Annotated in this window: 12 protein-coding genes; 10 read left to right on the top strand and 2 right to left on the bottom strand. The window is 55.4% G+C overall.

The window, feature by feature from the left end; translation table 11 throughout:
- Positions 1 to 42: 42 nt before the first annotated feature.
- Positions 43 to 1,086, bottom strand: coding sequence for a rod shape-determining protein MreB (gene mreB / locus EBL_RS01655; protein WP_000913396.1), 1,044 nt, complete (start codon positions 1,084 to 1,086; stop codon positions 43 to 45).
- A 334-nt stretch (positions 1,087 to 1,420) separates the two neighbouring features.
- A complete protein-coding gene (gene csrD, locus EBL_RS01650) occupies positions 1,421 to 3,361 on the bottom strand; it encodes an RNase E specificity factor CsrD (protein WP_002442108.1) in 1,941 nt (646 codons plus the stop codon).
- 328 nt (positions 3,362 to 3,689) lie between these two features.
- On the opposite strand from csrD, the gene msrP reads away from it, so the two are divergent.
- The 10 genes from msrP (at position 3,690) to fis (ending at position 12,164) form a co-directional block, all read left to right on the top strand.
- Positions 3,690 to 4,694, top strand: coding sequence for a protein-methionine-sulfoxide reductase catalytic subunit MsrP (msrP, locus tag EBL_RS01645; RefSeq protein WP_002442110.1), 1,005 nt, complete (start codon positions 3,690 to 3,692; stop codon positions 4,692 to 4,694).
- Between the two features lies 1 nt (position 4,695).
- Positions 4,696 to 5,304 (top strand): protein-methionine-sulfoxide reductase heme-binding subunit MsrQ, encoded by a 609-nt coding sequence (gene msrQ, locus EBL_RS01640; protein ID WP_002442112.1) that lies wholly within the window; start codon positions 4,696 to 4,698, stop codon positions 5,302 to 5,304.
- A 225-nt stretch (positions 5,305 to 5,529) separates the two neighbouring features.
- Positions 5,530 to 5,982 (top strand): type II 3-dehydroquinate dehydratase, encoded by a 453-nt coding sequence (gene aroQ / locus EBL_RS01635; RefSeq protein ID WP_002442114.1) that lies wholly within the window; start codon positions 5,530 to 5,532, stop codon positions 5,980 to 5,982.
- 21 nt (positions 5,983 to 6,003) lie between these two features.
- Positions 6,004 to 6,480 (top strand): acetyl-CoA carboxylase biotin carboxyl carrier protein, encoded by a 477-nt coding sequence (gene accB / locus EBL_RS01630; RefSeq protein WP_002442116.1) that lies wholly within the window; start codon positions 6,004 to 6,006, stop codon positions 6,478 to 6,480.
- Positions 6,481 to 6,491: 11 nt separating this feature from the next.
- Entirely contained in the window at positions 6,492 to 7,841 is a 1,350-nt protein-coding gene (accC, locus tag EBL_RS01625; protein ID WP_002442117.1) for an acetyl-CoA carboxylase biotin carboxylase subunit, read from the top strand.
- 100 nt (positions 7,842 to 7,941) lie between these two features.
- Positions 7,942 to 8,184 carry a YhdT family protein gene (locus EBL_RS01620; protein ID WP_002442119.1) on the top strand — a complete coding sequence of 81 codons (243 nt, stop codon included), beginning with the start codon at positions 7,942 to 7,944 and terminating at the stop codon, positions 8,182 to 8,184.
- Complete coding sequence (panF, locus tag EBL_RS01615; RefSeq protein ID WP_002442121.1) at positions 8,174 to 9,628, top strand: sodium/pantothenate symporter; 1,455 nt, start codon at positions 8,174 to 8,176, stop codon at positions 9,626 to 9,628. Before EBL_RS01620 ends, panF begins: the two co-directional genes overlap by 11 nt.
- A gap of 11 nt (positions 9,629 to 9,639) precedes the next feature.
- Positions 9,640 to 10,521 carry a 50S ribosomal protein L11 methyltransferase gene (gene prmA / locus EBL_RS01610; protein WP_002442124.1) on the top strand — a complete coding sequence of 294 codons (882 nt, stop codon included), beginning with the start codon at positions 9,640 to 9,642 and terminating at the stop codon, positions 10,519 to 10,521.
- A 355-nt stretch (positions 10,522 to 10,876) separates the two neighbouring features.
- Positions 10,877 to 11,842 (top strand): tRNA dihydrouridine synthase DusB, encoded by a 966-nt coding sequence (gene dusB / locus EBL_RS01605; RefSeq protein WP_002442126.1) that lies wholly within the window; start codon positions 10,877 to 10,879, stop codon positions 11,840 to 11,842.
- 25 nt (positions 11,843 to 11,867) lie between these two features.
- A complete protein-coding gene (fis, locus tag EBL_RS01600) occupies positions 11,868 to 12,164 on the top strand; it encodes a DNA-binding transcriptional regulator Fis (RefSeq protein WP_000462905.1) in 297 nt (98 codons plus the stop codon).
- The last annotated feature ends 59 nt before the right edge of the window (positions 12,165 to 12,223 follow it).

Genomic DNA, 12,223 nt, shown 5'->3' with positions numbered 1-12,223 from the left:
CAAAACTGGGCAACCCGAAGGCTGCCCCTCAGCTGCGGCAGATTACTCTTCGCTGAATAAGTCGCCGCCATGCATGTCGATCATTTCAAGGGCTTTACCGCCACCGCGGGCAACGCAGGTTAACGGATCTTCGGCAACCACAACCGGAATACCGGTCTCTTCCATCAGTAAACGATCCAGATTACGCAGCAGCGCCCCGCCGCCAGTCAGTACCATACCGCGTTCAGAAATGTCGGACGCCAGCTCCGGCGGGCACTGCTCCAGCGCCACCATAACAGCACTGACGATACCGGTCAGCGGCTCCTGCAGCGCTTCCAGGATCTCGTTAGAGTTCAGGGTAAAGCCACGCGGAACCCCTTCTGCCAGGTTACGGCCGCGCACTTCGATTTCGCGGACTTCATCACCCGGATAGGCAGAGCCGATTTCGTGCTTGATGCGCTCAGCCGTGGCTTCACCAATCAGGGAGCCATAGTTACGGCGCACATAGTTGATGATAGCTTCATCAAAACGATCGCCGCCAATGCGTACAGAAGAAGAGTAGACCACCCCGTTCAGGGAGATAACCGCCACTTCGGTAGTACCACCACCAATATCCACCACCATAGAGCCGGTGGCTTCAGATACCGGCAGCCCGGCACCGATGGCCGCAGCCATTGGCTCTTCAATCAGGAATACTTCGCGGGCGCCTGCGCCCTGGGCGGATTCACGGATCGCGCGGCGTTCTACCTGGGTCGCCCCTACCGGTACGCACACCAGAACACGCGGGCTCGGGCGCATAAAGCTGTTGCTGTGAACCTGCTTAATAAAGTGCTGGAGCATTTTTTCGGTTACGAAAAAGTCAGCGATAACCCCGTCTTTCATCGGGCGGATGGCCGCGATATTACCCGGGGTACGGCCGAGCATCTGTTTTGCATCGTGACCAACGGCGGCAACACTTTTCGGTGAGCCGGCACGATCCTGACGAATAGCAACCACAGAAGGCTCATTCAAAACGATGCCTTGTCCTTTTACATAAATCAGGGTATTCGCAGTACCCAGGTCAATGGACAGGTCATTAGAAAACATGCCACGAAATTTTTTCAACATACTAAGGGATAATCCTGAAAGCTGGGGCAGACACAAAATCCGCTTACTTTACCAACCACACGCAACAGGGACAAGGCGCAAAAATGTTCTGTTACGGTGAAAAATAGTGCAGTTCGTTTCTGATATGACCAGGTTGTTACATAGTGCGACAACGCCACTTCCCGCCGACACTCATTCAGGCACTTCAGCACCAGATAATTCTTAATACAACCGGGAAGCCAGTCAGAGAAACCAACTGTCGTATACGTGCTGCGCTATTCCGGCTGGCTCGCTAGTACGCCCCACTCCAGATGCAGCGCGCAACATTCTACGTGAAAACGGCGTAAACAGCAGGTCAAACCGAATATCTTTGCAAATATTTTTTCACCTGCAGATCCAGCGGCCGGGATTCAGCAAAAAAATCCCCCTGCGCACCGCTGACCCCGCAGGAAAGCAAGGTTTGCCACTCGCTGCGGGTGCGCACCCCCGAAGCGAAAACCAGCGTTCCCTGGCCACGACAGGCTTCGACAAGACTCTGGACAAAAAGTTTATTCTCCGTGCGCTTATCAATATTACGCACCAGCCCCGGGTGAAGTTTAATAAATTCGACCCCCAGCTCCGGAATATAGGCGCTGCTCACCACCGTCAGCCCCGCCTGGGAGACCGCCACCCGGGCGCCCAGCCCTTTAATTAAGCGAACAACACGCTCAAGACGCTCCCCGTGCTGGCTCACATCCGCCTCTTCCAGCTCCACAATCAGCCGCTGGCGGCGGCTGCGCTCGCACTGCATCAGCGTATCGCGCAGCCAGCGCTGAAAGGTGTCGCGAATCAGCGACTCAACCGACACCGCCACCGCGAAGGTCTCTTCCGGCCAGATGGTCAGCAACTGCAACACCCGGGAGAGCATCAGCCGATCATAAGATTCCGATAACCCGAACTGGCGCACCATCAGAATATATTCTGCGGCAACCACCTCCTGCTCACCATCCGCAATGCGGCCCAGGATCTCCCGGTGATGTACCTGCCCCTCGTTCAGCACGGCGGGTTTCTGGTACAGACGCGGCCCCTGGCTTTGCAGAGTACGCTCAATCAGCGTGCGCCAGCGTACATTTCCGCGCCCTTTTTCCGGCAGGGAGTCGTCATAAACCGACCAGCCATTCCCGCCCTGCAGGGCCGCGTGGCGCACCGCTTCGGCGGCATTTTCCATGATCTGCTCAGTCGACTGGCCGCTGCGCCAGGCACAGACGCCGATATGGAGCATATTATTGCGATCCACAATGCGCGAGCCCGGTAGCGCGTCAATCTGCTTCACCAGCTGGCTGGCCATGCTGTCGGCCTCTTTCAGTGTCCGGTGGGGCAGCAATACCGCGAAATCGTTGCGGAAGTAGCGGGCCAGCAGCGCGCCGGGGTAGCGGGTAATAAAAGAAGAGATCATATCCACAATCCGGATCATCACCTCTTCCACATCCGCCTCTCCCCAGGAGTCGCGCAGCACATCGGCATCCGGCAGGCGGATTAACATCACCACCCCGTGCATACCGTCGCCTTCGCGCTCATCAAGCAGGGTCGCCAGCTGGTTATCGAAAAACAGCCGGTTGTTCAGGCCGGTTTTATCGTCCCGGGCGGCGTAGCTGCGAATCAGCGTATCAACCCGGTGGCGCCGGACACCGGCCTCCTGTAGCTCATCCAGCAGGCGGTCCAGGGCAAGGCTGGTGCGATAGGGCCACTCAACGGCGCTGCCGCGCACCGCTTTGCTCCGCTCGCCCCGTAAAATGCGCTCCGCCCGCAGCTCCATCGCCTCCTGGCCCCGCAACTGGCGCTTCACCCAGCGGGAAGAAAAAAAGACCACCAGCACCATAAAACCAATGGCGATAGTCAGCGGCCCCATGGTCAGAACCGACTGGTAATACTCTGCTGCCGGGTCGTGATAGGTCATCCGCACCTGCATTCCCGGGTGTTTGAGCAACGTAATGGTGACCACATGCGCCCGGAGCGCCTTGCGGCCCGGGGCATAGGTGCCGTGCAGCTGGCTATCCAGTAAAGTACGCCCGCCGCTGAGCAGTTCGAAGCGGACAATATCGGAGGGGATCATCAGCGCCTGAACATAGCGGTTCAGCTCCGCCGGGGAGTGGTTCAGCAACTGGTTATCGACAATGGTGGCCACCGCCTCTACCCGCAGCGCGCTTTTAGTCTGGACTGAGGTATAAAAGCTCAGTGAGGCACCAAACAGGGTAGCGGCAATGGCCAGCCCGGTTAACAGTGCTAAATATGCTGAAAATTTGGTCGTTAATCGCATCCGTGTGATAACTCCGCCTGGTGGGTAATATTCTCTCTTATGCCTTACTGCCTGTTCCGGTACAGGCAACTCCACTCAGGAGTAAGCACTAACTTTTCACTATTCAACCGGCTAGCATACTAGCAAAGCTGTCTGAATTTATCCGTTATTTATCACCAGGAATAAACGGAATATTCACATACCCGGCGGGCTACACTTAATCTGACATCCTCCTGGTGGCGAATAATTTTAACAAAAACGCGAATATTTGCTCACCGGACATGATGATACGCTGCAACGACCTGACTCTGTGGAGTCGCCATGTAAGCCATTGATCCCGGAGGTTGAAATGCGCAGCAAAAAAATACTGAAGGATGCAGACGTCACGGCAGAGTCCGTCTTTAATATGGACCGCCGCCAGGTGCTGAAATACCTGGGGATTGGCGCCGCCTCCCTGACACTATCCTCCCGGGCTCAGGCGAATGTCCTCGACTGGTTTAAAGGCAACGATCGCCCCAGGCCCGCCCCCGGCAAGCCGCTGGAATTCAGTAAGCCGGAGCAGTGGCAAAGTACGCTGCCCCTCACCCCGGAAGATAAAATCACCGGGTACAACAACTTTTACGAGTTCGGCCTGGATAAGGCCGACCCCGCCGCCAATGCCGGTATCCTGGTCACAGACCCCTGGAGCCTGACAATCAGCGGCGAAGTGGCAAAACCCCTGACGCTCAGCCACGAGGATCTGCTCCGGAAATTTACGCTGGAAGAGCGCATCTACCGGCTGCGCTGTGTGGAAGCCTGGTCCATGGTGATCCCCTGGGTGGGCTTCCCGCTGCATAAACTGCTGGCCCTGGCAGAGCCCACCAGCGACGCAAAATACGTGGCCTTTGAAACCCTGTACCGCCCGGAGCAAATGCCGGGCCAGAAGGACCGCTTTATCGGCGGCGGGATCCAGTACCCTTATGTGGAGGGGCTGCGTATTGACGAGGCCATGCACCCGCTCACGCTGATGGCGACCGGGGTCTACGGTAAAACACTGCCGCCCCAGAACGGTGCACCTGTTCGCCTGGTGGTGCCGTGGAAATATGGCTTTAAGAGCATTAAGTCCATCGTCAGTATCAAACTGGTACGTGAGCGCCCACCAACAACCTGGAACCTGTCGGCACCGAATGAATACGGTTTTTATGCCAATGTGAACCCTCAGGTGAACCATCCCCGCTGGTCCCAGGCCACGGAGCGGTTTATCGGTAGCGGCGGCATACTGGATGTGAAGCGCCAGCCCACGCTGCTGTTTAACGGGTACGCAGACGAGGTCGCCGCCCTGTATCGCGGGCTGAATCTGCGGGATAACTTTTAATATGCACCTGACCCGTCGACACCTTTTCTGGCTGAAGGCCGCGCTGCATCTGGCGGCGGCTTTACCGCTTATCTGGCTGTTTGTTGCCGTTACCCAGGGCGGCCTTAGCGCCGACCCTGCTAAAGATATCCAGCATTTTACCGGGCGAATGGCCCTGAAGCTGCTGCTGGCGGTGTTGCTGGTCTCGCCTCTCGCCCGGATGACCCGCCAGTCGCTACTGATGCAAACCCGCCGTTTGCTGGGGCTCTGGTGTTTTGCCTGGGCCACGCTGCACTTAGCCAGCTATGCGCTGCTGGAGCTGGGTATCGCAAATCTGTTGCTATTTGGCCAGGAGGTACTCTCCCGCCCGTATCTGATTCTCGGGGCGATTTGCTGGTTAATTTTGCTGGCGCTGGCGGTCACCTCTACCCGCCGCGCCCAGCGATTTCTCGCAAAACGCTGGCAAACCCTGCACAATGGGGTCTATATTGTGGCAATTCTGGCGCCGGTTCATTACCTGTGGTCAGTGAAGGTTATCTCTCCCCAGCCGCTGCTTTATGGCCTGGGGGCGCTTCTGTTGTTGGGACTGCGTTACCGGAAACTCACCCGGTTATGGCAAAATCGCCGCTGAAACGTGCTCTCCCCTGCATAACCTGGCGGTAATCCGCCCTTTTCTTTGATATCAGTTGATAATCTTCCCTGATAAGACCAGTATTTAGCTGCGAAATGCTACGAAATGGTTATAATGTGCGACTTTGGTTTTTGGCCTGGTCGCCGTTAACGCCCGCCAGGTGACAATCCCGAAACTTAGGTATATTTTGTAAATTACCTGAAAATCGCTGGAGATCGCGGCACGATGTCAGATAAATTTCGCATTCTGCTTTTGAATGGCCCTAACCTGAATATGCTCGGCACTCGCGAGCCAGAAAAATACGGCAGCCAGACGCTGGCAGAAATTGTTCAGCTTCTGGAAACAGAGGCCAGGATGTTGAATGTGACACTGGAGCACCTGCAGTCAAACGCGGAATATGCGCTAATTGACCGTATTCATCAGGCTAAAGACACTGTGGACTATATCCTGATTAATCCGGCCGCATTTACGCATACCAGCGTTGCGCTTCGCGACGCCCTGCTGGCGGTCAGTATTCCGTTTATCGAAATACACCTCAGCAATGTGCATGCCCGCGAGCCGTTCCGCCATCATTCATATCTTTCTGATATTGCTGCCGGAGTTATCTGCGGTTTTGGCGCAGATGGCTACTCCTGGGCACTACAGACAGCGGTAAAACGCCTGTCAAAGTCAAACTAAACGAGAGTACGGAACCCACTCATGGATATTCGTAAGATTAAAAAACTGATTGAACTGGTTGAAGAATCAGGCATCGCTGAACTGGAAATTTCTGAGGGAGAAGAGTCAGTACGCATCAGCCGTGCCGTCGTCAATCAGGCACCAGTTATGCAGCAGGCATATGCCGCGCCTTATATGCAACCTCAGCAGCCACAACCAGCCCTGGCAAATGCCGTTGCACCAACTGCACCGGCAATGGAAGCGCCAGCGGCAGCTGAAATCAGTGGCCACATTGTGCGTTCCCCGATGGTCGGCACCTTCTACCGTACCCCAAGCCCGGATGCGAAAGCATTTGTGGAAGTGGGCCAGAAAGTCAACGTCGGCGATACCCTGTGCATCGTTGAAGCAATGAAAATGATGAACCAGATCGAAGCAGATAAAGCCGGTGTGGTGAAAGCTGTTCTGGTCGAAAACGGTCAGCCTGTAGAATTTGACGAGCCGCTGGTCGTCATCGAATAACGAGGCGAACAATGCTGGATAAAATTGTTATCGCCAACCGTGGGGAAATCGCGCTGCGTATCCTGCGTGCCTGTAAAGAACTGGGCATCAAGACCGTTGCTGTGCATTCCACTGCGGACCGCGATCTGAAACACGTACTGCTGGCAGACGAAACCGTCTGCATCGGGCCGGCCCCGTCAGTAAAAAGCTACCTGAATATCCCGGCGATTATCTCCGCTGCGGAAATCACCGGGGCTGTTGCCATCCATCCGGGTTATGGCTTCCTGTCTGAAAACGCCGACTTCGCAGAACAAGTTGAACGCTCTGGCTTTATCTTTATTGGCCCGAAAGCCGAAACTATCCGCCTGATGGGCGACAAAGTTTCCGCTATTCACGCCATGAAAGAAGCCGGTGTACCGTGCGTACCGGGGTCTGATGGCCCGCTGGGCGACGATATGGATAAAAACCGCGCCATTGCCAAACGCATTGGTTACCCGGTAATTATCAAAGCCTCTGGCGGCGGCGGCGGTCGCGGTATGCGCGTTGTGCGCGACGACGAGCACCTGGCAGAATCCATCACCATGACCCGTGCTGAAGCGAAAGCTGCCTTCAGCAACGACATGGTATACATGGAAAAATATCTGGAAAACCCGCGCCATGTGGAGATCCAGGTTCTGGCCGACGGCCAGGGCAACGCCATCTACCTGGCTGAGCGCGACTGCTCCATGCAGCGCCGCCACCAGAAAGTGGTGGAAGAGGCACCGGCACCGGGCATTACGCCTGAACTGCGCCAGTTTATCGGCAGCCGCTGTGCTAAAGCCTGTGTGGATATCGGTTACCGCGGGGCGGGTACTTTCGAGTTCCTGTTCGAAGACGGCGAGTTCTATTTCATTGAAATGAACACCCGTATCCAGGTAGAGCACCCGGTTACCGAAATGATAACCGGTGTGGACCTTATCAAAGAGCAGCTGCGTATTGCCGCAGGTCAGCCCCTGTCCATTAAGCAGGAAGATATCGTGGTGCGCGGCCATGCGGTGGAATGCCGTATTAACGCCGAAGATCCGAAAACCTTCCTGCCAAGCCCGGGCAAAATCACCCGCTTCCACGCGCCAGGCGGTTTTGGCGTGCGCTGGGAGTCGCATATCTATGCGGGCTATACCGTGCCGCCTTACTATGACTCCATGATTGGTAAGCTGATTTGCTACGGTGAAACCCGTGAAGTGGCGATTTCGCGCATGAAGATTGCGCTGCAGGAACTGATCATTGATGGTATTAAAACCAACATTGAGCTGCAGATGCGCATTATGGATGACGAAAACTTCCAGCGTGGTGGTAGCAATATCCACTACCTTGAGAAGAAACTCGGTCTTCAGGAGAAGTAATCTTCTGAAGCTGCACTCAGGCCGGGAAACCGGCCTTTTTCTTTTTTGATCCCTTCCCCATAAGGTACAATCGCGCCTTTCTTCACGACCCGGAGTTCCAATGGATAAACGCTTTATCCAGGCACATAAAGAGGCTCGCTGGGCACTCTGGCTGACACTGCTGTATCTGGCAGCATGGTTAGTAGCCGCTTACTTACCTGATTCACAGCCGGGGATCACAGGGCTCCCCCACTGGTTTGAAATGGCCTGCCTGCTGGTGCCCCTGAGCTTTGTTGTGCTCTGCTGGCTGATGATAAAAATCATCTTTAAAGATATCCCGCTGGAGGATGATCGTGCGTCCTGAAGTGATCGTTCCCCTTGTAGCCTACCTGATCATGGTGATGGGCATATCGGTATATGCCATGCGCCGGCGCAGCAGCGGCAACTTTCTTAATGAATACTTCCTTGGCAGCCGCTCCATGGGCGGTGTTGTGCTGGCAATGACCCTGGTCGCCACTTATATCAGCGCCAGCTCGTTTATTGGCGGGCCGGGTGCGGCATACAAATACGGGCTGGGCTGGGTGCTACTGGCGATGATCCAGTTACCCGCCATCTGGCTGTCGCTGGGTATTCTGGGTAAAAAATTCGCCATTCTCGCCCGCCGTTATAATGCGGTAACGCTCAATGACATGTTATACGCCCGCTACCGGAGCCGGGTGCTGGTATGGTTTGCCAGCCTGAGCCTGCTGGTGGCGTTTGTCGGCGCCATGACAGTGCAGTTTATTGGTGGTGCGCGCCTGCTGGAAACCGCCGCCGGGATCCCCTATGAAACCGGGCTGTTGATCTTTGGGATCAGCATCGCCCTGTATACCGCTTTTGGCGGCTTCCGGGCCAGCGTACTCAACGACACGCTACAGGGCATGGTAATGCTGCTGGGGACTATCCTGCTGCTGGTGGGTATCGTTCATGCGGCCGGTGGCCTGCACAGCGCGGTGGATAAGCTACAGCAGATCGACCCGAAACTGGTCTCCCCCCGGGGGGCAGAGGATATCCTCTCCCCGGCGTTTATGACCTCCTTTTGGGTGCTGGTCTGCTTTGGGGTGATAGGTCTACCCCATACCGCCGTACGCTGTATCTCTTATAAGGACAGTAAAGCGGTACACCGGGGAATTATTATCGGCACCATTGTGGTGGCAATCCTGATGTTTGGTATGCATCTGGCTGGCGCCCTGGGCCGCGCTGTGCTGCCGGATCTGACCGTGCCGGATCTGGTGATCCCGACCCTGATGGTCACCGTTCTGCCCCCGGTTGCCGCCGGGATCTTCCTGGCCGCGCCGATGGCGGCCATCATGTCAACGATCAACGCCCAGCTGCTGCAGTCCTCAGCCACCATCATTAAAGATCTGTGGCTGAATATGCACCCGGAGCAGGTCCATAATGAGAAGCGCCTCAAACGTATGTCTGCGGGCATTACGCTTATCCTCGGGATCCTGCTGTTGCTGGCGGCCTGGCGGCCGCCGGAAATGATAATCTGGCTCAATTTACTGGCATTTGGCGGCCTGGAGGCGGTGTTCCTCTGGCCGCTGGTGCTGGGGCTGTACTGGGAGCGGGCCAACAGCACTGGCGCCCTGAGCGCCATGGTGACCGGCGGTGTGATCTACGCGCTGCTGGCCACCGTTAATCTCCAGCTATTTGGCTTTCACCCGATAGTGCCTTCACTATTATTAAGCCTGATAGCGTTTCTGACTGGTAACCGCGCAGGCGAAAGCCGGGCGGCGACAATTTCTGTTTCACATTCTGATAAATAAAGAGTTAAGCCATGCCATGGATCCAACTGAAAATTAATACCACCGGTAACCAGGCGGAAGAACTGGGCGATGGCCTGATTGAGAGCGGCGCGGTTTCCGTGACGTTCCAGGACACCCACGATACGCCGGTATTTGAACCGCTGCCGGGGGAAACCCGCCTGTGGGGCGATACGGACGTTATAGCCCTGTACGACGCCGAAACCGATATGAAAGCCGTGGTGGCCCTGCTGGAAAATCACCCGCTGCTGGGAGCCGGTTTCCCCCACCGTATTGAGCAGCTGGAAGATAAAGACTGGGAGCGGGAGTGGATGGACAACTTCCACCCGATGCGTTTTGGTCAGCGCCTGTGGATCTGCCCGAGCTGGCGTGAAATTCCCGATCCGACTGCGGTTAACGTGATGCTGGATCCTGGCCTGGCGTTTGGCACCGGCACCCATCCGACCACGTCCCTGTGTCTGGAATGGCTGGACGGTCTGGATCTGGAAGGTAAAACGGTTATCGACTTTGGCTGCGGTTCCGGGATCCTGGCGATCGCCGCACTGAAGCTGGGGGCGGCAAAAGCCATCGGGATTGATATTGATCCCCAGGCAATCCAGGCCAGCCGTGATAACGCCCAGCGTAACGGGGTTTCTGAACGCCTGGAGCTGTATCTGCCACAGAATCAGCCTGCGTCCATGAAAGCGGATGTGGTGGTCGCAAACATCCTGGCAGGCCCGTTACGTGAGCTGGCACCGTTAATCAGCGTGCTGCCCGTTGACGGCGGTTTACTGGGGCTTTCCGGGGTGCTTGCCACCCAGGCTGAAAGCGTTTGTGAAGCCTACCAGGATCTGTTCACCCTCGACCCGGTGGCTGAAAAAGAAGAGTGGTGTCGCATCACCGGTAAAAAACGCTGATTTTTTCCTCAGGCGCGGGGTAGCCTGCGCCTGACTTTCCGCCAGCTGTTAGCAACTTCCCGGGAAAATCCGCGAACCAGCTCCCAAAAACGAAACGTATTTTGGCTGAAAAAACAGCATCCTGGGGCGGTTTCCTGTGCGCGGCGGTGGAACTTTCAGGAAATATTTAAACAGCACAAATATTGCCATAAAAACTAACGTTATGATTAATATGAGTTAATCTGCATATTTCAGCCTAAAGGCGCAGATTCATTGATCTACAACAGCTGATTGTTCAAAGTTTGGCCTTTCATCTCGCGCAAAAAATGCGTAATATACGCCGCCTTGCAGTCACAGTATGGTCATTTCTTAACTCATGCACATTGGACACTATCAGCTCAGGAACCGTCTGATTGCAGCCCCTATGGCCGGCATCACTGACAGACCCTTTCGGACACTCTGTTATGAGATGGGTGCCGGGCTGACCGTTTCGGAGATGATGTCATCAAACCCGGAAGTATGGGCCAGTGACAAATCCCGTCTGCGTATGGTGCATGTTGATGAACCAGGGATCCGCACCGTGCAAATTGCCGGAAGCGTACCTGAAGAAATGGCTGAAGCTGCGCGTATTAACGTTGCGGCTGGCGCTCAGATTATTGATATCAATATGGGGTGCCCGGCAAAGAAAGTGAATCGCAAGCTGGCGGGCTCTGCCCTGCTGCAATACCCGGAGCTGGTCGAAAAGATCCTCTCCACGGTTGTCAGCGCGGTGGATGTTCCTGTAACGCTGAAGATTCGCACCGGCTGGGATCCGGAGCACCGTAACTGCACAGAAATTGCCCTACTGGCTGAACGTTGCGGTATTCAGGCACTGACGATACACGGGCGCACCCGCGCTTGTTTGTTTCAGGGCAGTGCCGAATACGACAGCATTCGGGCAGTTAAGCAGACCGTTTCCATTCCGGTCATCGCGAATGGCGACATAACAGACCCGCTTAAAGCCAGAGCTGTACTGGACTATACAGGAGCTGATGCTCTGATGATAGGCCGTGCGGCTCAGGGAAGACCCTGGATCTTTCGGGAAATCCAGCATTATCTGGACACCGGAGAGCTGCTCCCGCCCCTGCCTCTGGCAGAGGTTAAGCGCTTGCTTTGTGAGCATGTTCGGGCACTGCATGACTTTTATGGTCCGGCAAAAGGTTACCGAATTGCTCGTAAACATGTGTCCTGGTATCTCCAGGAACACGCTCCGGATGACCAGTTTCGGCGCACATTCAACGCCATTGAGGATGCCAGCGAGCAGCTGGAGGCGTTGGAGGCATACTTCGAAAATTTTGCGTAAACAGAAATAAAGAGCTGACAGAACTATGTTCGAACAACGCGTAAATTCTGACGTACTGACCGTTTCTACCGTTAACTCTCAGGATCAGGTAACCCAAAAACCTCTGCGTGACTCGGTAAAACAGGCACTGAAGAACTATTTTGCTCAACTGAATGGTCAGGATGTTAATGACCTGTATGAGCTGGTACTGGCTGAAGTAGAACAGCCCCTGTTGGACATGGTGATGCAATACACCCGTGGTAATCAGACCCGCGCAGCCCTGATGATGGGCATCAACCGCGGTACGCTGCGTAAAAAACTGAAAAAATACGGCATGAACTGATTACCATCAGTTAACTCGTTGAATAAAAGGGCGCTTACCGGCATGGGGAAGCGCCTTTT

The organism is Shimwellia blattae DSM 4481 = NBRC 105725 (genome assembly GCF_000262305.1).
GTDB classification, from domain to species: Bacteria; Pseudomonadota; Gammaproteobacteria; order Enterobacterales; family Enterobacteriaceae; genus Shimwellia; species Shimwellia blattae.
The sequence above is the reverse complement of the archived record's forward strand: the minus strand, read 5'-3'. Positions and strand labels throughout refer to the sequence as shown.

What these genes read in the sequence shown, in the direction of transcription:
- mreB (WP_000913396.1), bottom strand. Translation starts at nt 1,086, where the DNA reads ATGTTGAAAAAATTTCGTGGCATGTTTTCTAATGACCTGTCCATTGAC.
- csrD (WP_002442108.1), bottom strand. Translation starts at nt 3,361, where the DNA reads ATGCGATTAACGACCAAATTTTCAGCATATTTAGCACTGTTAACCGGG.
- msrP (WP_002442110.1), top strand. Translation starts at nt 3,690, where the DNA reads ATGCGCAGCAAAAAAATACTGAAGGATGCAGACGTCACGGCAGAGTCC.
- msrQ (WP_002442112.1), top strand. Translation starts at nt 4,696, where the DNA reads ATGCACCTGACCCGTCGACACCTTTTCTGGCTGAAGGCCGCGCTGCAT.
- aroQ (WP_002442114.1), top strand. Translation starts at nt 5,530, where the DNA reads ATGTCAGATAAATTTCGCATTCTGCTTTTGAATGGCCCTAACCTGAAT.
- accB (WP_002442116.1), top strand. Translation starts at nt 6,004, where the DNA reads ATGGATATTCGTAAGATTAAAAAACTGATTGAACTGGTTGAAGAATCA.
- accC (WP_002442117.1), top strand. Translation starts at nt 6,492, where the DNA reads ATGCTGGATAAAATTGTTATCGCCAACCGTGGGGAAATCGCGCTGCGT.
- EBL_RS01620 (WP_002442119.1), top strand. Translation starts at nt 7,942, where the DNA reads ATGGATAAACGCTTTATCCAGGCACATAAAGAGGCTCGCTGGGCACTC.
- prmA (WP_002442124.1), top strand. Translation starts at nt 9,640, where the DNA reads ATGCCATGGATCCAACTGAAAATTAATACCACCGGTAACCAGGCGGAA.
- dusB (WP_002442126.1), top strand. Translation starts at nt 10,877, where the DNA reads ATGCACATTGGACACTATCAGCTCAGGAACCGTCTGATTGCAGCCCCT.
- fis (WP_000462905.1), top strand. Translation starts at nt 11,868, where the DNA reads ATGTTCGAACAACGCGTAAATTCTGACGTACTGACCGTTTCTACCGTT.